We start from the raw sequence: 21130 nt of genomic DNA on the forward strand, positions 1-21130 counted from the left end.
GGCATTTCACAGGTCTTGAGTACTGTGCTGTACCTGTGGGAGCGGGTTTACCCGCGAAGAGGCCGGGCCTGAAAAAGCAGAAGGGGCGCCTTGATGGCGCCCCTTCTGTCTTGCGGCTTAGGCTTCAGCGTCCCAGGGACGATCGCCTTTTTCATCCTTGACGCGGGTCGGCAGGCCCATCACGTCCAGCGCCTTGAGGAACGGCTCGGCTGGCAGCTCTTCGACGTTGACCATGCGCTTGGCATCCCACTCGCCTCGGGCGACCAGCAGGGCAGCGGCCACTGGCGGTACACCGGCGGTGTAGGAAATGCCCTGGCTGTCGGTCTCGGCGTAGGCTTCTTCGTGGTCTGCCACGTTGTAGATGAACACTTCGCGCGGCTGGCCATCCTTGGTGCCCTTGACCAGGTCACCGATGCAGGTCTTGCCGGTGTAGCCCGGGGCCAGCGAGGCTGGGTCGGGCAGCACGGCCTTGACCACCTTCAGCGGTACCACTTCCAGGCCTTCGGCGGTTTTCACCGGCTGCTCGGAGAGCAGGCCCAGGTTCTTCAGCACGGTGAACACGTTGATGTAGTGCTCGCCGAAGCTCATCCAGAAACGCACGTTCGGCACGTTGAGGTTCTTCGAAATCGAGTGAACTTCATCGTGGCCGGTCAGGTACAGGTTCTGCGAACCTACCACTGGCAGGTCGTCGGTACGCTTGACCTCGAACATGGTGTTGCTGGTCCACTGGCTGTTCTGCCAGCTCCACACTTGCCCGGTGAACTCGCGGAAGTTGATTTCCGGGTCGAAGTTGGTGGCGAAGTACTTGCCATGCGAACCGGCATTGACGTCGAGGATGTCGATCGAGTCAATGCTGTCGAAATACTGTTGCTGCGCCAGCTTGGCGTAGCTGTTCACCACACCCGGGTCGAAACCGACGCCGAGAATGGCGGTAATGTTCTTTGCCTGGCACTCTTCGAGGTGTTTCCACTCGTAGTTGCCGTACCACGGCGGGGTCTCGCAGATCTTGCCCGGCTCTTCGTGGATGGCGGTGTCCAGATAGGCGACACCGGTATCGATGCAGGCACGCAGCACCGACATGTTGAGGAAGGCGGAACCAACGTTGATGACGATCTGCGATTCGGTTTCGCGGATCAGCGCCTTGGTTGCCTCGACATCGAGGGCATTGAGCGAGAAGGCCTGGATGTCGGCGGGCACCTTCAGGCTACCCTTGGCCTTGACGCTGTCGATGATGGCCTGGCATTTGGAGATGTTCCGTGACGCGATAGCGATACGACCCAGTTCGTCGTTATGCTGCGCGCACTTGTGGGCCACCACCTTGGCGACACCTCCTGCACCAATGATAAGAACGTTCTTCTTCAATTTATCCCTTGCTCCTTACTGAAAGCCGGTCTTAGGACAGGCTGGAAACGTAGTCTTCGAAACCGAACTCGCGCACCACTTCGACGCTGCCGTCGAGTTGCTTGACCACGATGGATGGCATTTTCAGACCGTTGAACCAGTTTTTCTTGACCATGGTGTAACCCGCCGCGTCAACGAACGACAGGCGATCACCGATGGCCAGTGGACGATCGAATTGGTATTCGCCGAAGATGTCACCGGCCAGGCACGATTTGCCGCAGACCATGTAGGTGTGCGCGCCGTCGTTGGGGGCCATCTTGGCGTTGAGGCGGTAGATCAGCAGGTCGAGCATGTGCGCTTCGATCGAGCTGTCGACCACGGCCAGATGCTTGCCGTTGTACAGAGTGTCGAGCACGGTCACTTCCAGCGATGCGCTGTTGGTGATGGCCGCTTCGCCCGGCTCCAGGTACACCTGCACGCCGTACTTTTCCGAGAAGGCTTTCAGGCGCGCGCAGAAGGCGTCCAGCGCGTAGTCTTCACCAGTGAAGTGGATGCCGCCACCGAGGCTGACCCATTCGACTTTGTGCAGCAGGTGGCCGAAGCGCTCTTCGATGTGCGTGAGCATCTTGTCGAACAGGCCGAAGTCGCCGTTCTCGCAGTTGTTGTGGAACATGAAGCCGGAGATCTGCTCGATCACCTGTTCGACCTTGGCCGGGTCCCATTCGCCCAGGCGGCTGAACGGGCGGGCCGGGTCGGCCAGCAGGTAGTCGGAGCTGCTGACCTGCGGGTTGACGCGCAGGCCACGGACCTTGCCTTCGGACTGTTCGGCAAAGCGCTGCAGCTGGCCGATCGAGTTGAAGATGATCTTGTCGCAGTTCTCGAGCATTTCCTCGACCTCGTCGTCGGCCCAGGCCACGCTGTAGGCGTGGGTTTCGCCGGCGAACTTCTGGCGGCCGAGCTTGAGCTCGTACAACGACGAAGAGGTGGTGCCGTCCATGTACTGTTGCATCAGGTCGAAGACCGACCAGGTGGCGAAGCACTTGAGGGCGAGCAGCGCCTTGGCACCGGAGTGTTCGCGCACGTAGGCGATCTTCTCCATGTTGCCCAGCAGCTTGGTTTTATCGATGAAGTAGTACGGCGTCTTGATCATTTAAAGGCCCCCGGCCAGGCCGGCCAAAAAAAGGACACGCATTGTGCCTTCACTTGCCGCAGATCGAAAGGGGATTTTCCGGTTGCAGCGGGCTCAGTAGAACAGCGGCATGTGACTATCGTAATCAGCAGCCGGGTGCCGAAAGAGGATTCCGATGAGTGTTGTATCGGATGGTACCGGCTTTGCCGGTGTTCGCGGGCTCGCCCGCTCCCACAGGAACCGCGCTTTTTCCGAGCCACGCGCTAAACCTGTGGGAGCGGGCAAGCCCGCGAAGAGGGTGGTACAGGCTACCTCAATCGACCTGCTGCAACCATGCCTGGATCTGCTCCAGCGTGGCGGTAGCCCCGCCGCAGACCACCACCAGCACATTCTGGTACTGCGCCAGGGCGCCCGGTGCATACGCCAACGCCAACGCCGCCCCGCACGCGGGCTCCACCAGCACACGATGGTCCACCAGGAACCGCTCGCAGGCTTCCAGCGCAGCGCGGTCACTGACCAGATGGCTGTGCACCGGATGCTGCTGCACGCACACCAGCGCCTGGTCAGCCACACGCTTGGCCCCCAGCGAGGTCGCCACCGAGGCAATACGTTCCAGCTCCACCGGATGCCCTGCCTGCATGGCCGCATGCAGCGATGCCGCGCCCGCGGTTTCCACCGCCAGCACCGGCACATCGCCCCAACCGTTGCGTTGCAGCCCCTCGACCACGCCACTGAGCAAACCGCCACCGCCCACCGACAACACCACCGCATCCGGCTTCACGCCGGCTTTGGTGACTTCATCCACCAGGCTGGCATGCCCGGCCCACAGCAGCGGGTCGTCGAAGGGGTGGATGAAGGCGTCATCCGGGCCGACCAAGGTCTGTGCCAGGGCGTTGGCCTCCTGCCAGGAGCTGCCATGCACCACCACCTTGGCGCCTTCCAGGCACAGCAGGTCCTTGGCTCGCTCAGTGGTGGTCTCGGGTACTACCACCGTCACCGGCACGCCCAGCTTGCGCCCGGCATAGGCCACTGCAAGGCCCGCGTTGCCGCCCGAGGAAGACACGAAATGCCGCGCGCCACGGGCATGGTGCACCTCGCAGGCGTGGCCCACCCCGCGCAGCTTGAACGAGCCGCAAGGCTGCAGGGCATCGAGCTTGAGCCAGACGTTGCTGCCCGCGGCCAGCGACAGCGGACGGGATTCGATCAGGGGGGTATGGATATGCAAGGTCATTGGCGGGCTCCGCGCAGTTGCTCAAGGTAGTTGTAAACGGTGTAGCGGGTCACACCAAGGGCGCTGGCGGCCTTTTCCACGCCGCCCTTGACGATGAACAGGCCGCGCTCCTGCATCATTCGCACGGCCTCGACCTTGGCCTGCTTGTTCATCCGCCCTTGGCCGCTGCGCTGCAGGGATGCCTGGATTATCTCGCTCATCAGCAGTTCCATGTCGGCGGGTTCACTGACGACAGGCGTGGCCCCCAGCGGTTGGAACTGCTGGAGAAAGTTCATGGCGGTATCCAGGCCGGTGACGTCGGTATTGACGCAAAGGCTGGCGAACGGGTGGCCGCTGCGGTCGCGGAAGATTGCCGTGGCGCTGCGCAGTGTGCGGCCCTTGAGCGTCGTCGGGTAATCGGGCAGCACCACCGGTTCACAGCCGCGTTGGTCAGCCGAAGCCTGCATGAGTGCCTTGAAACCCTGGTCCTGTTCAGGGGCGGCGAGGATCGGGCTTCCGACGCTGCGGCCGGAAAGATGGCCATTGACGATCGCCACCACGGAGTGTTCCGGGTGGTCGAGGTCGTGCAGCAGGATTTCCATGTTGCGTGCGGCAACGCTGCCCAGGGCCTGGATGGCGGCCTTGAGGACGGTGAGGGTGAGCTGGCGTTCTTCGCTGGGAGTGATGGACATGGCAGATCGTAAAGTCAACGTTTTGTGTATTTTTACACATGAAGTTGAATTTTGCGATTTGCTTTTTCAGGCCCATTCGCGGGTAAACCCGCTCCCACAGGTTCACCACAGGTGTAGAGTGCTGTGGGGACCCTGTAGGAGCGGGTTTACCCGCGAATGGGCCGCAAAGCGGCCCCTTTAAGCCTCAGCCCAAGGCTGGGGTACGCGGTGGGATCATCCGACGCGACCCGGTCGCCTCGAAGGCTGCACCAAAGCTCAGCAGCGTATTGTCGCTGTAAGCCCTGCCAGCAAAGGTCAGACCCACCGGCATGCCGATATCAGCCATCACGCCCATCGGCACAGTCACGGTCGGCACGCCCAGGTGACGGATCGCCAGGTTGCCGTTGGCCACCCAGACCCCGTTGCTCCAGGCGATGTCCGCGGATACCGGGTTGACGTCGGCATCCGCCGGGCCCACGTCGGCCACGGTGGGGAACAGCACCGCGTCCAGGCCCAGGTTGTCCATCCAGTCTTCCAGGTCCATTTTGCGGGTCTGCTCCAGGCCGCGAAGGCCGTCGGGCAGGGTCTCGATCTGGTCCCAGGTCTTCAGGCCACGCTTGGCCATGTTAACGTACTCGTCCATGCCGGCGGCCAGGTCGTCCTCACGGTTGGGCAGGGTGCCCGGGTCGTGGGGGAAGATCTGCGGCCCGTCGACGTCGGCCAGGCGGTTGAGCTTGGGGTCACCGTTGGCGCGCAGGAAGTCGTCGAAGGCCCAGCCTGACAGCTCCCACAGTTCGTCATGCAGGAATTCCTTGCTGACGATGCCGCGGTTGTACACGGTCGGTGCGCCCGGGCGGTCGCCTTCGCAGTTCGACACCAGCGGGAAGTCCACTTCCAGCACTTCGGCACCCGCCGCCTCCAGTGCCTGGCGGGCCTGCTGCCACAGGTCGATCACCGTGGCGCGAGTGTTGATGCGCTGGCCGGTCGGGCCACCGATGCCGGGCTTCTCGGAAGTACCGGCTTCGGCATCGGCATTGATGTACATGCGCGGCACGCCAAAGCGCTTGCCCTTGAGCGCGCTGGCATCCACAGCCAGGTCCAGGTACGAGGCCGGGCGCACCGCCGAAGCTGCCGGGATGGGCACCCAGGGTTGCAGACGCCACAGGTCGCCGCGCTTGTCGGCGTCGTCAGCTACGACCACGTCGAGGATTTCCAGCAGGTCGGCCATGGTTCGGGCATAGGGCACCACCACGTCCATGGTCGGTGTCAGCGGCCAGTTGCCACGCACCGAAATCACCCCACGCGACGGCGTATAGGCGCACAGGCCGTTGTTGGACGCCGGGCCACGGCCGCTGGACCAGGTTTCTTCGGCCAGGCCGAAGGCACTGAAACTGGCGGCGGTGGCGGTGCCGGCACCGTTGGACGAACCCGAGGCGAAGGGGGCGGTCAGGTAATTGGCGTTGTACGGGCTTTCGGCGCGGCCATACACGCCGCGCTGCATGCCACCGTTGGCCATGGGCGGCATGTTGGTCTTGCCCAGGCACACGGCGCCGGCGGCGCGCAGGCGTTCGATGGTGAAGGCGTCGCGCTGGGCCACCAGATCCTTGAAGGCCGGGCTGCCAGAGGCTGCGGTCAGGCCTTTGACCAGGTAGCTGTCCTTGGCGGTGTAGGGGATGCCGTCCAGCGGGCTCAGGACCTGGCCTTTGGCGCGACGGGCATCGGAGGCGGCGGCCTCTTTCAACGCCTCGGGGTTGCGTACCACTACGGCGTTCAGGGCAGTGGCGGTGTCGGCGCCATCGTAGGCGTCGATGCGCGCCAGGTAGGCCTGGACCAGCTCGACCGCCGTCGTGCGGCCCGACTCGAGCGCGTCGCGCAGCTCGGCAATGGAAACCTCGGTTACCTCGATCATGCGTTCACCAAAAAAATGTGCAGGTGGGGGCTAATGCGAGGAGTGTACAAGAAGGGCTTGGCGGGCGCAGGTTTGCGCGGGGGCAAATGGTTTTTTGCAGGCGGGCATTGTCGGGGTCTTCCCAAGCACTGCACGGACTTTTGTAGGAGCGGCCTTGTGTCGCGAAAGGGCCGCAGAGCGGCCCCGGCGATTTCGCAGTGATGCGAAGATCCTGGGGGCGCTTCGCACCCCTTTCGCGACACAAGGCCGCTCCTACAAGAGCCCGCGTAGCGCTGCGGATTGTGGCTCAGTCCAGGTCTGCCGCTGCATGCCGCTCCGGCACCTGGCTGGCTTCATCCCCCCAGGTGCGGTTCACCCGGGTGCCACGCTGCACCGCAGGGCGAAGGGCAATCTCCTCGGCCCAACGCTGCACATGTGGGTACTCGTCCACCGCCAGGAATTCCGCCGCGCCATACAGGTTGCCGCGTACCAGCTGGCCATACCACGGCCACACGGCAATGTCGGCGATGCTGTATTCCTCGCCACCCAGGTAGCGGCTTTCGGCCAGGCGCCGGTTGAGCACATCCAGCTGGCGCTTGGCTTCCATGGTGAAGCGGTTGATCGCGTACTCGAATTTTTCCGGCGCATACACATAGAAGTGGCCAAAGCCGCCGCCCAGGTAGGGCGCCGCGCCCATTTGCCAGAACAGCCAGTTCAGGCTTTCGGTGCGTGCAGCGGGCGCTTTCGGTAGCAAGGCACCGAACTTTTCCGCCAGGTACAGCAGGATCGAACCCGACTCGAACACCCGCACCGGCGGTTCGACGCTGCGGTCGAGCAGGGCGGGGATTTTCGAATTGGGGTTGACCTGGACGAAGCCGCCGGAGAACTGCTCACCCTCGCCGATGCGGATCAGCCAGGCATCATATTCGGCTCCACGGTGGCCCAGCGCGAGCAGCTCTTCGAGGGCGATGGTGGCCTTGACGCCATTGGGTGTGGCCAGGGAGTAAAGCTGCAGCGGGTGCTTGCCCTGCGGCAGGTCCTTGTCGTGAGTCGGGCCGGCAACCGGGCGGTTGATGCTGGCGAACTGGCCACCGGACGCTGCGTCGTTGCGCCAGACTTTGGGTGGCACGTAGGCGGGCTTGCTCATGCATGAATCTCCTTCAATGGCGCGAAACGATCACATAGAAACATCGACCTGCATCTATGCCATGGGTTCGACGAAAAGCGCAAATGCATAGGGCGCGGGCGTGAAGTGCATGACGTCGGTTTCATCCAGGTTTCATCCGGTACAGCCCAGGTCGGTTCTATGCTGGCTTATCTCTTCGCGCTGCAAGGAACCGCTGGCCGATGACGCTCTCACGCTGCATGCTGGTGCTGGCCCTGCTCGGCGGCCTGCTGGCCCACGCCGAGGCCGCGCCCTGGGTTGCCGGCCTGCACTACATGACCCTGGCAGATCCGGTCGACGCCCGGCCGATGCAGGCGCTGGCGTTCTACCCGGCCACAGGCAAAACCCGTATCAGCCGCCTGGACGGCTACCCGGTCGACGTGGCTGAAGAGGCGCCGGTCGCGTTGGGCCAGTTCCCGTTATTGGTGCTGTCCCATGGCAATACTGGCAGCCCGTTGGCCTTGCATTATCTGGCGACGTCGCTGGCACACCAGGGCTTTATCGTGGTGGCGGTGGTACACCCGGGGGACAACGCCCGTGACCACAGCCGCCTGGGCACCCTCAGCAACCTGTATGGCCGGCCGCTGCAGGTCAGTGCCGCCATCACGGCTGCCCGTGGTGATGCTTTGCTGGGGCCCTACCTGAACGACGGCAAGGTGGGGGTGATCGGCTACTCGGCCGGTGGTGAAACCGCTTTGATTCTCTCCGGCGCGCGGCCCGACCTGGACCGCCTGCGCCAGTATTGCCTGGAGCGCCCGAACGACGCCGATGCCTGCAGGACCCACGGCGTACTGATTGCCGATCGCAGCGAACTGGCGCCCCAAGCCGACCAGCGAGTGGGGGCGGTGATGCTGATGGCACCGTTGAGCCTGCTGTTCGGGCGTCATGCCCTGGCCGGGGTGCAGGTGCCGGCACTGATCTACAGTGGCGACAGCGACCAGTTGGTGGCCGTCGACCGTAACGCCGAAGCCTTGGCCCACAAACTGCCGGTTACCCCGGACTACCGCCTGTTGGCCGGCGCCGGGCACTTCGTGTTCATGGCCCATTGCGATGCCGAGCAGTACCTGCGTACGCCAGCGCTGTGCAAGGACGGCGAAGGCGTGGATCGCCGCCATATCCATCATTCACTGCAACGCGAAACCGCGGCATTCTTCAGCCAGGCGCTGGGCGCGCCGCAGCCGGCCGAGCGTTCAGCCGCGGCCAGCGCGCCGCGCCAGCAACAGCGTTAGGCCGACACCGGCGAGGGCGAGCAGGGCCGCCACACAGAAGATCGAGGCATAGCCCAGGTGCGCGGCCACTGCGCCCATCATCGGCCCGGCAATGGCCAGGGCCATGTCGAAGAACACCGCGTAAGCACCCAGCCCTGCGCCACGGCTGCTGCTGGGCACCTGCCTGATCGCCTCCACCCCCAGTGCCGGGTATACCAGTGACAGCCCGAAACCGGTAAGCCCGGCGCCGATCAGCGCCCACAGCGGCGACGGTGCCAGCCACAGCAGGCTCAGACCGAGCACTTCGGTGGCCATGCACGCGACAGCCACGTTGTAGCCACCAAAACGGTTGACCGCGTTGACGAACAGCAGCCGCGAAATGATGAAGCACATGCCGAATGCGCTCAGGCACCAGGCCGCGCCCACCCAGCCGCGCTCCAGGTAATACAGGGTGACGAAGGTGGTCAGGGTACCGTAGCCGATAGAGGCCAGGGTCAGGCCCAGGCCGCAGGGGGCGACCCGGCCGAAAGCCGACCAGAAGGGCAAGCGCTCGCCGCGCACCACCACCACGTCCGGCCGTTTGCGCAGTACCAGCAGGGCAAGCAGCGCCAGCATCAGCAATGCCGGCCCCAGCACGCCGAAGTCCAGCCCATCCACGGCCAGTACACCCAATGGGGCACCAATGGCGATGGCGCCATAGGAGGCGATACCGTTCCAGGAGATCACCCTGGCGGTGTGCTCGGGCCCGACCTGGCTGATGCCCCAGCTAAGCGTGGCAACGCCGATCAGCCCTTGGGCAATACCCAGCAGCAGGCGCCCGCCGAGCAACAGCGCCAGGCTCAGCACCGGTAGCGTCAGGGTCCAGGCCGATAGCAGGGTCAACACCCCGCAGCCGGCAATCCCCAGCAGGCCGAAGCGGATGGCCTGCTTGCCCCCCAGGGTATCCGCCACGCGCCCGGCAAACGGGCGGCTGAGCAGGGTGGCCAGGTATTGCAGGCCAATGGTCAGCCCGGCAACCACCGCGCCAAACCCCAACTGGTCGTGCACATGGCTGGGCAGCACGGCGATTGGCAGGCCGATGCAGAGGAAGGCAATGAAGGTGTAGAAAACGATCGACAGGATCTGCAGGGTGATGTGCAGCGTGTTGCCGGCGGGGGCGGGTTGTTGCGCGGTCATGGGCTCGTTCGCGGGCGGGCGGTTGGGCGTGGTTCCATCATGGCCGTTGCGCGAAAGGAATGAAAGCAGGCTAACGAATTATTCGTCGGAGAATGCCAGCCTGACAGGTCGGTGGTGTGTTCTTCGCGGGCTCGCCCGCTCCCACAGGTAAAGCACAGAATCCAGGACGCGTGTAGTACTTGTGGGAGCGGGCATGCCCGCGAAGAGACCGGCCCAGCCATACCAGATGGCCAGGCCGCCCCATCAATCAGACCAGCACACCCTGGCTCCGCAGGTAATCATCGTATGTACCGCTGAAGTCCACCACACCATCAGCCGACAGCTCGATGATGCGTGTGGCCAGCGACGACACGAACTCACGGTCGTGGCTGACGAACAGCAGGGTGCCCGGGTAGTTTTCCAGCGCCAGGTTCAGCGCCTCGATCGACTCCATGTCCAGGTGGTTGGTCGGCTCGTCCATCACCAGCACGTTCGGCTTCTGCAGGATCAGCTTGCCGAACAGCATGCGGCCTTGCTCACCACCGGAAATCACCTTCACCGACTTGAGAATCTCGTCGTTGGAGAACAGCATGCGCCCCAGGGTGCCGCGGATCACCTGTTCGCCGGAGGTCCACTGGCCCATCCAGTCGAACAGGGTCATGTCGTCTTCGAAGTCGTGGGCATGGTCCTGGGCGTAGTAGCCCACTTCGGCGCTGTCGGTCCACTTCACTTCACCCTTGTCCGGGGTCATTTCACCGACAAGGGTGCGCAGCAAGGTGGTCTTGCCGATACCGTTGGGGCCGATGATCGCCACGCGCTCGCCGGCCTCGATGGTGAAGCTCAGGTCCTTGAACAGCACCTTGTCGTCGAAGGCCTTGGCCATTTTCTCGACGGTAACAGCCTGGCGGTGCAGCTTCTTGGTCTGTTCGAAGCGGATGAACGGGCTTACCCGGCTCGACGGCTTGACCTCGGCCAGCTGGATCTTGTCGATCTGTTTGGCCCGCGAGGTGGCCTGCTTGGCCTTGGAGGCGTTGGCCGAGAAGCGGCTGACGAAGGTCTGCAGTTCGGCGATCTGGGCTTTCTTCTTGGCGTTGTCCGACAGCAGCTGCTCGCGGGCCTGGGTGGCCGCGGTCATGTACTCGTCGTAGTTACCCGGGAACACGCGCAGCTCACCGTAGTCCAGGTCGGCCATGTGGGTGCAGACACTGTTGAGGAAGTGCCGGTCGTGGGAAATGATCACCATGGTGCTGTTACGCGCGGTGAGGATGGTTTCCAGCCAGCGGATGGTGTTGATGTCCAGGTGGTTGGTCGGCTCGTCGAGCAGCAGCACGTCCGGGTCCGAGAACAGCGCCTGGGCCAGCAGCACACGCAGCTTCCAGCCCGGTGCAACTTCGCTCATCGGGCCGAAGTGCTGTTCCAGCGGAATACCCAGGCCCAGCAGCAGTTCACCGGCGCGGGATTCGGCGGTGTAGCCGTCCATCTCGGCGAATTCGGTTTCCAGTTCGGCAACGGCCATGCCGTCTTCCTCGGTCATTTCCGGCAGCGAGTAGATACGGTCACGCTCGGCCTTGACCTTCCACAGCTGGCCGTGGCCCATGATCACCGTGTCGATCACGGTGAATTCCTCGTAGGCGAACTGGTCCTGGCGCAGTTTGCCCAGGCGAGTGTTCGGCTCGAGCATGACCTGGCCGCCGGACGGCTCCAGGTCACCGCCGAGGATCTTCATGAAGGTCGACTTGCCGCAACCGTTGGCGCCGATCAGGCCGTAGCGGTTGCCGTTGTTGAATTTGACGGAAACGTTTTCGAACAGCGGCTTGGAGCCGAACTGCATGGTGATGTTAGCGGTGGAGATCAAAGGGCTTACCTATCAGTAACTTACGACGCTGGGCTTTCAGCTGATACCGATTTGATACCAATCTTGAGTTTTTCCAGCTCGCTCCAGTCGGAGCTTGAGTTGAGCCAACGGGCATACGTCGACAGCAGCATCTGAACGCTGTGACCCAGCTGTTGGGCGATAAATGCGGGGTTGAGGCCGGACATTGAGGATATTGTCGCATAGGTGTGACGGCAGTTGTATGGGGGCGACGCCGAATGCCCAGCTCATTCAGCGCCGGCATACACGGTTCCACCGCACCGCCAAGGCCTACAAGGGGTTTGGTTCAGTACAAGAAAATCGGCCGGTGGTCCGATTCAGTTCTCAAGCTGCAACAGCGAGATTGCGTCTCGCCCCGCTTTGACTATGGTGAGAATTCACCAGTGGCATACAACTAAAGTCGTAGGAGGTCGACATGAGGATTCGTGGTGAGGTTTTCTGGAAATGGGCTGACCCTTCGCTTCACCATCGTACTCATGACGAGACCCTTAGTGATGGAACGCACATAGATGTCCAGGTGCGACTGTCGCGGGCAGGTAACACGCAGATGTTCATTGGGGTGTATGCCGCAGGCGGTATGGCCCTTCATGAGGAAGCATTCGATTCGCGCCCAGGTGAATCCATGACCAGGGCTTTGGCCTGGGGGGTCGGTAGGGCTCGCCGGATCGCCACTGATACACAGCCGAAATTCGACCAGGTCGCCTGTTCGAACTAGAGCATGGAGAGGCTAGCGCCAACTGGAGTACAAGTGTACTCCATTCAGTATTTCGATCACCCCTGGGTTAAGCATCACCGCATAATGAGCACGTGGCGGCGGATTTCGTGGTCTTTGCGCGGTTCGCATTACTTTCTCCATGCGTGCGTCGCCCTCGCCGGGGAGGCGTTCATCGTTTAAGAGGGTGGTATCCTTCGCCGCTTACCAGCCAAGGAAAGTGGTGATGCATTTGCGCGAAAGGCTTCGAGCGTTCCAGCTGTGGTTTAACCCGAAGCGCAGACGGTGGGCTGGCGTTGCGCTGATTGCACTTGGCGTGATCGGGATGTTTCTCAACCCTGAAAGCCGGTGGACCTTGGTGTTAGGAACCGGGATCTACTGGTTCTTCACAGCCTTGCCACCCGTCCTCGGCGGGAAGTGTTGAGGTGATGGCGGGCAGCGCGTGATGCCAGCTTTGCTGAAGGATTCGATCTTTGCTATAACGCCCGACCATTTCACAGGAAGGATCCTTATGAAACGCACCATAATTGGCGCCATGCTCGTTGCCGTTACTGCGCTGTCGCTGAGCGGCTGCTTCGAATCCGAGGCCGAAAAGAAGGCGAAGGAGCAGCAAGAAGCCAGCGAGAAATTTTGGAAAATCACGCCGCCAGACCGGAGCAAGGACCAAGGGTTCAAGCCATGATCCGCGCCTTCGCACTAGCTATCATTGCCTTAGTCAGCGCAGGACTACTCAGTGGGTGTATAGTCAGAGGCAGAGAAGCAGGCCAAGATCGACGAGCAGAAGTCGAAGGATTTTTGGGACATGGGCGGTCCAACTGATCGCAGCAAGAGCAAGGGATACACGCTCTGAAGTACCGGTATCTCTAACGCCGCCAACATAGGCGGTGTTTTCGTATGCGCGTTGGCGTCCGTTGTCACGGGACAGGCCCAGAGTTTCTCACTTGGTCTGTTCACTATGATTAAGGAGATACCATTCATAGGCCTATTGTCGCAGTCATACGGGGGCCAGGCACCCCGCTTGCCACGCTGGTCAAACGGATTCAGCGCCTGCCCGCAGCCGTGTCAGCCTGCCGCTACGGGCGATGGCTGCAGGTTGCCTGCCTCCTCGGGAATCCTGACGAACACGCTGTACTTGCCACCTTCCATTTCTTCGAAGGCAATCAGTTTTTTCACCAGCAGACCGTTCAGTACCTTGCCGGCGTTCAATAGCAGCATGCCGTTGTCGGCATTGAGGTTGCGCGCCAGTATCATGCCCTCTGCCAGCTCGTGCGTGCTCAATACCTTGATCGCCGGGTCGGTCAAGGTAATGTCACGCATATACTCGGCACAGACGCTGACGAAGTCTTCCACCAGGTCTGGGTCATACAGTTTTCCGGCATATTTGCGTATGTAGAGCAGTGCCTCGTCGCTGTTGAGCTGGCGGTCCAGGACCAGTCCGCGCTGCAATTCGATGAAATCCACGGCCATTTTCAACCAGCGGGCGCCCAGTGGAATTGCCGCGCCCTTCAGGTGGCCCGGAAAACCACTGCCATCCCAGCGTTCCTGATGGTGAAGGATGATTGGTGCAGCCTCTTTCATCGGCTCCAGGCTCATGACCAGCGCTTCGCTCTGTTTCGGGTATGACCGGTAGAGTTCGCGCTCTTGGGCAGGTATGAGATCGGCAGGGCAGGTGAGCATGCTGTCGGTCCAGCTCATCTTGCCAATGTTGTAGAGGGCTGCAGCCATGGTCAGGTTGCGACAGGTACCTTCGTCCAGCCCATGGCTGGCGCAATACACCCGTATCAATTCTATGACTTGCCGGTTGGTCTGCTTGGCCTTGGGCAGGCGCATGTTGCCCAATTGCGAAAAGAACTCGGTGCTGGTCACGTAACTGCGCTTGAGTTCTTCATAGGCAAGGTCAAGCATGTCGGCAGTTTGTTGCAACTCGGCGGTGCGCGCCGCTACACGCTGTTCAAGGCTTTCGTTAAGCGCCTTGAGCTGCCTGATCTGAACCTGCGTGAGCTGTTCCAGGCGCTTTCGTTCGCTTTCGGAATGTTGGTGGGCCAACGCCTGGCGCAGGGTGACCAGCAGCTCTTCATCATTCCAGGGTTTGCTGATGTAACGATAGATATGCCCATCATTGATGGCTTTTGCGATGGTGTCCGTATCAGCGTAACCCGTAAGCAGAATGCGCAACGTATCAGGGAAACGCTCATGTACATGCGCCAACAGCGTTGCCCCGTCCATGTTTGGCATGCGCGCATCACTCATTACCAGGTTGACCGGGTGCTGCTGGAGCAACTGCAGGGCATCGGCGCCGCTTTCGGCGAGGAGGAGTTCGTAGGGTTGGTTGCGTAGCAGGCGACGAAGGCTGTTGAGAATCGAAGGTTCGTCATCAACCAGAAGGACCACGGCTTTGTCTGCTGTGCCATCGCTTACGGGTAGCTCCATGGTTCCCTCCTTGCCGGTCTCGGCCAGACTGATCCTTGGCCACAGCCTAGATGATATTTGCCCCGGCCGTTAGCTTTTGCCGGTTGGTCTCACTATGCTCGGAGACAGGTGGCATCTTGCCAGGGAGGGTAGTGCTGTGCCGATCTGTCTTCAGGTTCGCATCGTTGCCGTGATGCTTGTGGTCTTGCCAGCGTTGGCGTTGGCCCAGAGCATCGGTGGGCCGCTGACGCCATTGCCGGCGGTGCCTGAGCTTGACCCTGCCCGGGTGGAACTGGGGCGCAAATTGTTCAATGACCCGCGTCTGTCCCCGGATAACAGCCAGGCCTGTGCTGATTGCCATCGCCTGGACCGTGGTGGCGCGGACGGCCAGGCGCGCTCGCCTGGTGCAGATGGCAAGCCTTTGCCCGTTCATACCCCCAGCGTGTTTAACGCCAGCCTGAACTTCCTGCAGTTCTGGGATGGGCGTGCGCAATCGTTTGACGGCCTGGTGCACCTGACAACCGGTAGTGCGGACGATAAAGGAGATGGCTGGGCTGCCGTAGTTCAACGCATTGCCGGTGATCCGGCTTATCAGGCAGGGTTTGCCCAGGCCTATGGCAAGCCAGTAAACGCCCTGGATGCCAAGGATGCCCTGGTCACGTACCAGCGTACCTTGCTGACACCTGATTCACGTTTCGATCGCTATCTGAAAGGCGATACCAGCAGCCTCAGCCTGGAAGAGAAGCACGGCTACCAGCGCTTCCAGGAATACGGTTGTATAGCCTGCCATCAAGGCGTGAATATCGGCGGCAACATGTTGCAGAAGTTCGGTGTGTTCGATGACTACTTCGCCAACCGTGGCCATGTCGCCGAAGCGGATCGGGGGCGCTACAACGTGACCGGTGACCCGGATGACCTCTACCTGTTCAAAGTTCCCAGTCTGCGAAACGTGGCGGTCACGGCGCCTTACTTTCATGACGGCTCGGCACCTACCCTGGAGGCCGCTGTCGATGCCATGTTTCATTATCAGTTGGGACGTAAGCCGAGCGACGATGATAAAGCGCTGATCATCAAGTTTCTCCAGACGCTCACCGGCCAGTGGGAGGGTAAGCCGCTATGAGACTGAACGCGCGGCGCAGTCTGCTGCTGTTGGCTACCTGTGCCATGTCGCTGGCTTCCGTGCTGGTCTATCTGTACTGGATGTCCAAGTCCGATGAGAACGGCACCTACGCCCAGGCGCGTGATCTGATTCGTCAGATCAAGCAGTACGATGCACAGTGGGAAGGTGCAGTGCTCAAGTCGCGCACCACAACCAACTACAATTATGACCCGCTGGTGTTGCCGTTGCTGGAAATGAAGCGTCTTTGGCGGGAGTTCGACACGCTGGAGGGGCGTCACCTACAAACAGACAGGCTTGCCTGGCAATCGGCCTTTCGCGATTACCAGCAAGCCTTTGACGACAAGGTCCTGCTGGTTTCGCGCTTCAAGTCGCACAATGCAATTCTGCGAAATTCCCTGGCTTTTCTCCCGGCCGCAGCCGATGTCATACAGGTACACCTTCGTCAATTGGTGGATGCCGATACACTGCGCCTGCGCAGAATCACCAGCGATACCTACGACTTGATGCTGAGCAGCCTTGAGTTTGCCCAGACCACAACCGATGACAAAGCTGCCGACATCCTGGTCGGGCTGAACAACCTTTCGGTCAACAAGGAGCGCTTGCCTGTCGATTTTCAGGTGCCCATCGATACCATCAGCCAACACATAGCGTTGATTCTTCGTGAACAACCCAAGGTCGATCAGCTGCTTGAAGCGATCGAGGCGGTTCCGATCGCCGAGCGCCTGGACGCCATCGCCCTGATGCTGGACCGCGACGAACAGGCAGCAGCGCTGACGGCTCAGCGTTACCATTTCTACCTGCTGGTGTTTTCCACCCTGCTGGTTTTGCTGTTGCTGTACATGGGGGTGTGGTTGATGCGCAGCTACGCCGAGATAAACCGGGTAAACCGCGCCCTGGTGAGCGCCAACGACGAACTGGAGCAGCGGGTTGAACGGCGCACACAGGCGCTGAGCCAAGCCAGCGCTGCATTGCAGCGCGAGGTGGATGAGCGCCGGCAGCTCGAGAACCAGTTGGTGCAGTCGGAAAAGCTCGCCTCGCTCGGTCAGCTGGCAGCCGGCGTCGCCCATGAGGTCAATAACCCGATTGGTTTCGTCTCGTCCAACCTCGGTGCCCTGGATGACTATTTCAGCCGTTTGCAGGATATGCTCAAGGCTTATGCTGATGCGGAAAATACTCTGATACCGAACAAGCTCAGCGCGGAGCTGGCGAAATTGCGCACGGAAATCGAGTTGGACTACTTGCTGGAGGATATTCCGGCGCTGATCCGCGAATCCAAGGACGGTATCAGCCGCGTTGCGCGGATCGTGAAGGATCTCAAGGACTTTTCGCGAGTCGACAGCAGCAATGACTGGCAACTGGCGGACCTGCATCAAGGCATAGAGTCGACATTGAACATTGTGGCCAGCGAACTCAGGCACAAGGCAGACCTTGTCAAGGAGTACAGCCCATTGCCGCAGGTCGAATGCCTGCCTTCGCAGATCAATCAGGTCATCATGAACCTGCTGGTCAATGCCACCCAGGCGATGGGGGCCGAGCGTGGCAAAATCGCCCTGCGAACCGGCGCCAGTGAGAATTGGGTGTGGATCGAAGTCGCAGACAATGGCTGTGGTATTCCTGCCGAAAGCCTGCAAAAGATCTTCGATCCTTTCTATACGACGAAGCCCGTCGGCCAGGGCACCGGGTTGGGGTTGTCACTTTCGTACGGAATCATCAAGCGACATGGGGGCGAGATTCGCGTAGACAGCGAGGTAGGAGTCGGTACCACATTCCGGGTCGAATTGCCCATCCATCAGGCGCGCTCGGCCTGAGCCTGCCCCGACAGCACCAGGGCAGTGGAGTGCTGGAACGGTAATTGCTGCGAACCTGAGGCATCGATCATGCGGAGTATGCAGAAATGACTCAGAATGACCGCTACTACATGGTGTTCGTTGTGGTTGCTGTGCTGGTCCTGGATCTGGCAGCGACGTTTGTGTTTCTGAAGGCCATCGCCTGATCCCCGCTTGTGGGGCCAGTTTCACCCGAAATCGGGGGCATCGGCAGGGTGACAATCCGGTTGGGCAAGCCTTCGGTCTGGAACTTGCCGGGTAACCCGCGAATGCAGGTTAGCTTCGCGGGGAAAGCCCGCCCCTAAACCGATATAGCGAACAAGCCTAATGCCCGGCTGACATTGAGCAGTAACATGGGCAAACCAAAACAAAAAAAGGGCATGCGGCTTGGCAACACTTTCCCAAGTTACTCGATGGGGCAGCAGGAGCGTGTCGCGTGAAGAGCTCAAGATCGGTAGCAGGCGCAATACTGATGTCTACTTTCGCCACACTATTCATGGCAGGCTGCGCACATGACCCCGATGTGCGTGAGGGCCATGGTTATGCGTCCGGCGACACAGAAAGAAGTACGCCGACGTACCTGGGGTGCGTCAAAAGCGAACTTCCAGGGCGCGTGAAAACCTACCAAGTCGATGGTGACAACTCGGTCAAACTGTTCGTCGACAGCACCGACCCTAACCAGGCGGGTGGCTTGATCGAGGTGCGGGGCACGGGATCCCGGCAGCACTTCAGGGCTTATCAACGCGACGCCTGGTACGACCACGGCAGGCTGCTGGACGCCGCGCTGATGTGTGCAAAAGCATGATCAATTCCACTCAGGTACAAAAAGCCCGCCCACGAGAGCGGGCTTTTTGCATTTGCCGACCCCAGCCGCAGTAACCGCCCCCTCGCGCGACATGCCCGAACTATTGTTGATCGCGAACCGCTACCCAATTACGAAGGCCGCTTCTACCCGGACGCCTTCTATGTATTCAGTGGCTGGGCACCGAGCAAAGTGGCCAAACTCAAGTTTCGTCAGGAACTTCCAATTATATACCTGTGTCCATTTGAGTGGGTATGACTGGGAAGTATCATCCGTTCGCATCTATCAACAAGGCAGAAGGTACTTTCACACGCGACCTGCCAAATAATACTAACTTTCATTATCGATAAAGCCGCTATTTGTGACTATTTAAAATGGAGTAGCAGGGCGCTCGGGTCGCCGTGTTGGCGTAGTTTCGAGCGTTGTAAGAATTACCAAGTTTTTATAGAAAACCGACTGGCGTTTTAGGGTGGGCATGCTATTTCTGGATATACGAGTGCGACTGCTCGGTCGTGCTGTTGACAAAGGGACTGTCAGGTATGTCGATTCAGGCCAAGGTATCTCCCCTCGCTCAAAATGTTACTTCCGCCGCCCCCATCGAAATCCCCAACAACGGAATACTGACGCTCACCCAGAGCAGTAACGTTGTTCTGGATATTGCTCCTGAAAGTGTGACCGGCTACAGCAAAAGCGGCCCTGATCTGATCGTACAACTGAAGTCCGGCGAAAGCCTGCGTATTGCCAACTTCTATGTCGAAGGGCAGCCTGTAAGCCAGTTGTACCTGGTAGACCGGGACAAACTGCTGGCCGTCGACTTGCCGCCGGTTGCTGCCGATGGGCCGCTGGTGGCGGGTTATGTGCCCCAGGAGAGCCTTGCCGGTTTCGACTCGCTCACTGCCGCCGACAGCACCGTTGGCGGGCTGAGCCCAGGCGGTGCACTGCTGGCTGGTGCAGCGATCATCGGTGGCGGCGTCGCGATCGCCAATAGCAACAGTGGTGGCGGTGGCGGTGGTGGCAGTGGCAGCGTGCCGCCTGACACCACGGCGCCGGCGCCGGCTAGCGGCCTGCAGATTGCAACGGATGGCAGCAGCATCAGCGGCACGGCCGAGCCGGGCGCCACCGTGGGCATTGACACCAACGGCGACGGGCAAACGGACGTCAGCGTGGTGGTCGGTCCTGATGGCAACTTCCAGATTCCGCTGAACCCGCCACTGACCAACGGCGAAACGGTCTCTGTAGTGGTGACCGATCCGGCCGGCAACAGCAGCCCGACCGTGACCGTGCAGGCCCCTGACTTTCCTGATGCGCCGCAGATCAACCCGAGCAATGGCTCCAGCCTGAGCGGTACCGCCGAACCGGGCAGCACCGTGGTGCTCACCGACGGCAACGGCAATCCCATCGGCCAGACTACCGCCGACAGCAACGGTAACTGGTCATACACCCCGGACACCCAGTTGCCCGACGGCACGGTGGTCAAGGCGGTGGTCAAGGACTCCGCCGGTAACAGCAGCCCGCCCGCCAGCACCATCATCGATGGCGTGGCGCCGTCGGCACCCGTGGTCAACCCGAGTAACGGTACCGAGCTGAGCGGTACCGCCGAGCCGGGCAGCAGCGTTACCCTCACCGATGGCAGCGGCAATCCGATCGGCCAGACTACCGCCGATGGCAACGGCAACTGGAGTTATACCCCCGCGACACCGCTGCCCGACGGCACCGTGGTCAACGCCACTGCGACCGACCCGGCCGGCAATACCAGTGGGCAGGGCAGCACCACGGTGGATGGCGTGGCCCCGGGCGCGCCCACCATCAACCTGAGCAATGGCAGCAGCCTCAGCGGCACCGCCGAGCCAGGCAGCACTGTGGTCCTCACCGATGGCAACGGCAACCCTGTCGGCCACACGACAGCCGACAGCAATGGCAACTGGTCGTATCCTACTGATAGCCAACTGCCTGATGGCACGGTGGTCAACGCGGTGGTCGAGGATGCCGCCGGCAACAGCAGCCAGCCCGCCAGCACCATCATCGATGGCGTGGCGCCATCGGCTCCCTCGGTCAACCCGAGCAATGGCGCCGTGATCAGCGGTACCGCCGAGCCGAACAGCACCGTGATCCTTACCGATGCCAGCGGCAATCCGATCGGCCAGGTGATGGCCGATGGCAGTGGCAACTGGACCTACACCCCGACCACGCCGATTGCGGATGGTACAGTGGTCAACGTGGTAGCCCGGGACGCAGCCGGCAACACCAGTACGCCCTCGAGCACCACAGTGGATTCGCAGGCCCCGGCGGCACCGGCGGTCAACCCTAGCAATGGCAGCGAAATCAGCGGTACCGCCGAGCCAGGCAGCACCGTCATCCTGACCGATGGCAGTGGCAACCCGATCGGCCAGACTACCGCCGATGGCAGTGGCAACTGGTCGTTCACGCCGAGTACGCCGCTGGCCAACGGTACGGTGATCAACGCCGTGGCCCAGGACCCGGCTGGCAACACCAGCGGGCAGGGCAGCACCACGGTGGACGGCGTGGCGCCAGGCACGCCCACCATCAACCTGAGCGATGGCAGCAGCCTCAGCGGTACCGCCGAGCCGAACAGTACGGTGACCCTCACCGACGGCAGCGGT

General features: G+C 61.4%; 16 protein-coding genes and 1 pseudogene. 7 read left to right on the plus strand and 10 right to left on the minus strand.

The window, feature by feature from the left end:
• Positions 1-117 precede the first annotated feature (117 nt).
• The 6 genes from CAF70_RS25110 to yghU all read right to left on the minus strand — a co-directional run bounded on the left by CAF70_RS25110 (position 118) and on the right by yghU (position 7386).
• Entirely contained in the window at positions 118-1362 is a 1245-nt protein-coding gene (locus CAF70_RS25110; protein ID WP_003248123.1) for a saccharopine dehydrogenase family protein, read from the minus strand.
• 31 nt (positions 1363-1393) lie between these two features.
• Positions 1394-2491: a carboxynorspermidine decarboxylase gene (locus CAF70_RS25115; RefSeq protein WP_085627303.1), complete on the minus strand. Its 1098-nt coding sequence runs from the start codon at positions 2489-2491 to the stop codon at positions 1394-1396.
• Between the two features lie 292 nt (positions 2492-2783).
• On the minus strand, positions 2784-3701 hold the full coding sequence (locus CAF70_RS25120; protein ID WP_085627304.1) for a pyridoxal-phosphate dependent enzyme: 918 nt from the start codon (positions 3699-3701) through the stop codon (positions 2784-2786).
• Positions 3698-4372: a transcriptional regulator gene (locus CAF70_RS25125; RefSeq protein WP_085627305.1), complete on the minus strand. Its 675-nt coding sequence runs from the start codon at positions 4370-4372 to the stop codon at positions 3698-3700. Before CAF70_RS25125 ends, CAF70_RS25120 begins: the two co-directional genes overlap by 4 nt.
• Before the next feature lie 184 nt (positions 4373-4556).
• Positions 4557-6260, minus strand: a complete 1704-nt coding sequence (locus CAF70_RS25130) for an amidase (protein WP_085627306.1) — start codon at positions 6258-6260, stop codon at positions 4557-4559.
• A gap of 286 nt (positions 6261-6546) precedes the next feature.
• Complete coding sequence (gene yghU / locus CAF70_RS25135) at positions 6547-7386, minus strand: glutathione-dependent disulfide-bond oxidoreductase (protein ID WP_085627307.1); 840 nt, start codon at positions 7384-7386, stop codon at positions 6547-6549.
• A 200-nt stretch (positions 7387-7586) separates the two neighbouring features.
• Between yghU and CAF70_RS25140 the strand changes: the two genes are divergently transcribed.
• Entirely contained in the window at positions 7587-8633 is a 1047-nt protein-coding gene (locus CAF70_RS25140) for a dienelactone hydrolase (RefSeq protein WP_085627308.1), read from the plus strand.
• Here CAF70_RS25140 and CAF70_RS25145 read toward each other — a convergent pair.
• The 3 genes and pseudogenes from CAF70_RS25145 to CAF70_RS28010 form a co-directional block, all read right to left on the minus strand.
• Entirely contained in the window at positions 8595-9788 is a 1194-nt protein-coding gene (locus CAF70_RS25145; protein ID WP_085627309.1) for an MFS transporter, read from the minus strand. The two genes, CAF70_RS25140 and CAF70_RS25145, sit on opposite strands and share 39 nt — an antisense overlap.
• Positions 9789-10035: 247 nt before the next feature.
• A complete protein-coding gene (locus tag CAF70_RS25150) occupies positions 10036-11622 on the minus strand; it encodes an ABC-F family ATPase (RefSeq protein WP_085627310.1) in 1587 nt (528 codons plus the stop codon).
• A 20-nt stretch (positions 11623-11642) separates the two neighbouring features.
• A pseudogene (locus tag CAF70_RS28010) lies at positions 11643-11884 on the minus strand (site-specific integrase); the annotation flags it as partial.
• Positions 11885-12055: 171 nt separating this feature from the next.
• Between CAF70_RS28010 and CAF70_RS28015 the strand changes: the two are divergent.
• Both CAF70_RS28015 and CAF70_RS27595 read left to right on the plus strand, forming a co-directional pair.
• Entirely contained in the window at positions 12056-12355 is a 300-nt protein-coding gene (locus CAF70_RS28015; RefSeq protein ID WP_085627311.1) for a hypothetical protein, read from the plus strand.
• Positions 12356-12863: 508 nt separating this feature from the next.
• Positions 12864-13034 (plus strand): hypothetical protein, encoded by a 171-nt coding sequence (locus CAF70_RS27595; protein ID WP_158090325.1) that lies wholly within the window; start codon positions 12864-12866, stop codon positions 13032-13034.
• 380 nt (positions 13035-13414) lie between these two features.
• Here CAF70_RS27595 and CAF70_RS25170 read toward each other — a convergent pair whose 3' ends face one another.
• Entirely contained in the window at positions 13415-14782 is a 1368-nt protein-coding gene (locus CAF70_RS25170) for an HD domain-containing phosphohydrolase (protein ID WP_085627313.1), read from the minus strand.
• 172 nt (positions 14783-14954) lie between these two features.
• Here CAF70_RS25170 and CAF70_RS25175 point away from each other — a divergent pair, with 172 nt between their 5' ends.
• The 4 genes from CAF70_RS25175 to CAF70_RS25190 all read left to right on the plus strand — a co-directional run.
• Positions 14955-15881, plus strand: coding sequence for a cytochrome-c peroxidase (locus tag CAF70_RS25175; RefSeq protein ID WP_085627317.1), 927 nt, complete (start codon positions 14955-14957; stop codon positions 15879-15881).
• Positions 15878-17689 carry a DAHL domain-containing protein gene (locus tag CAF70_RS25180; protein ID WP_085627314.1) on the plus strand — a complete coding sequence of 604 codons (1812 nt, stop codon included), beginning with the start codon at positions 15878-15880 and terminating at the stop codon, positions 17687-17689. Before CAF70_RS25175 ends, CAF70_RS25180 begins: the two co-directional genes overlap by 4 nt.
• Before the next feature lie 490 nt (positions 17690-18179).
• The gene (locus CAF70_RS25185; protein ID WP_085627315.1) at positions 18180-18512 is read left to right on the plus strand and encodes a hypothetical protein; all 333 of its coding nucleotides are present in this window, start codon (positions 18180-18182) and stop codon (positions 18510-18512) included.
• A gap of 536 nt (positions 18513-19048) precedes the next feature.
• Positions 19049-21130: Ig-like domain-containing protein (locus CAF70_RS25190; RefSeq protein WP_143491957.1), on the plus strand; the 2082-nt coding region annotated here is incomplete at its 3' end.

Origin of the sequence: Pseudomonas sp. B19(2017) (genome assembly GCF_002113165.1) — a bacterium.
GTDB lineage: Bacteria > Pseudomonadota > Gammaproteobacteria > Pseudomonadales > Pseudomonadaceae > Aquipseudomonas.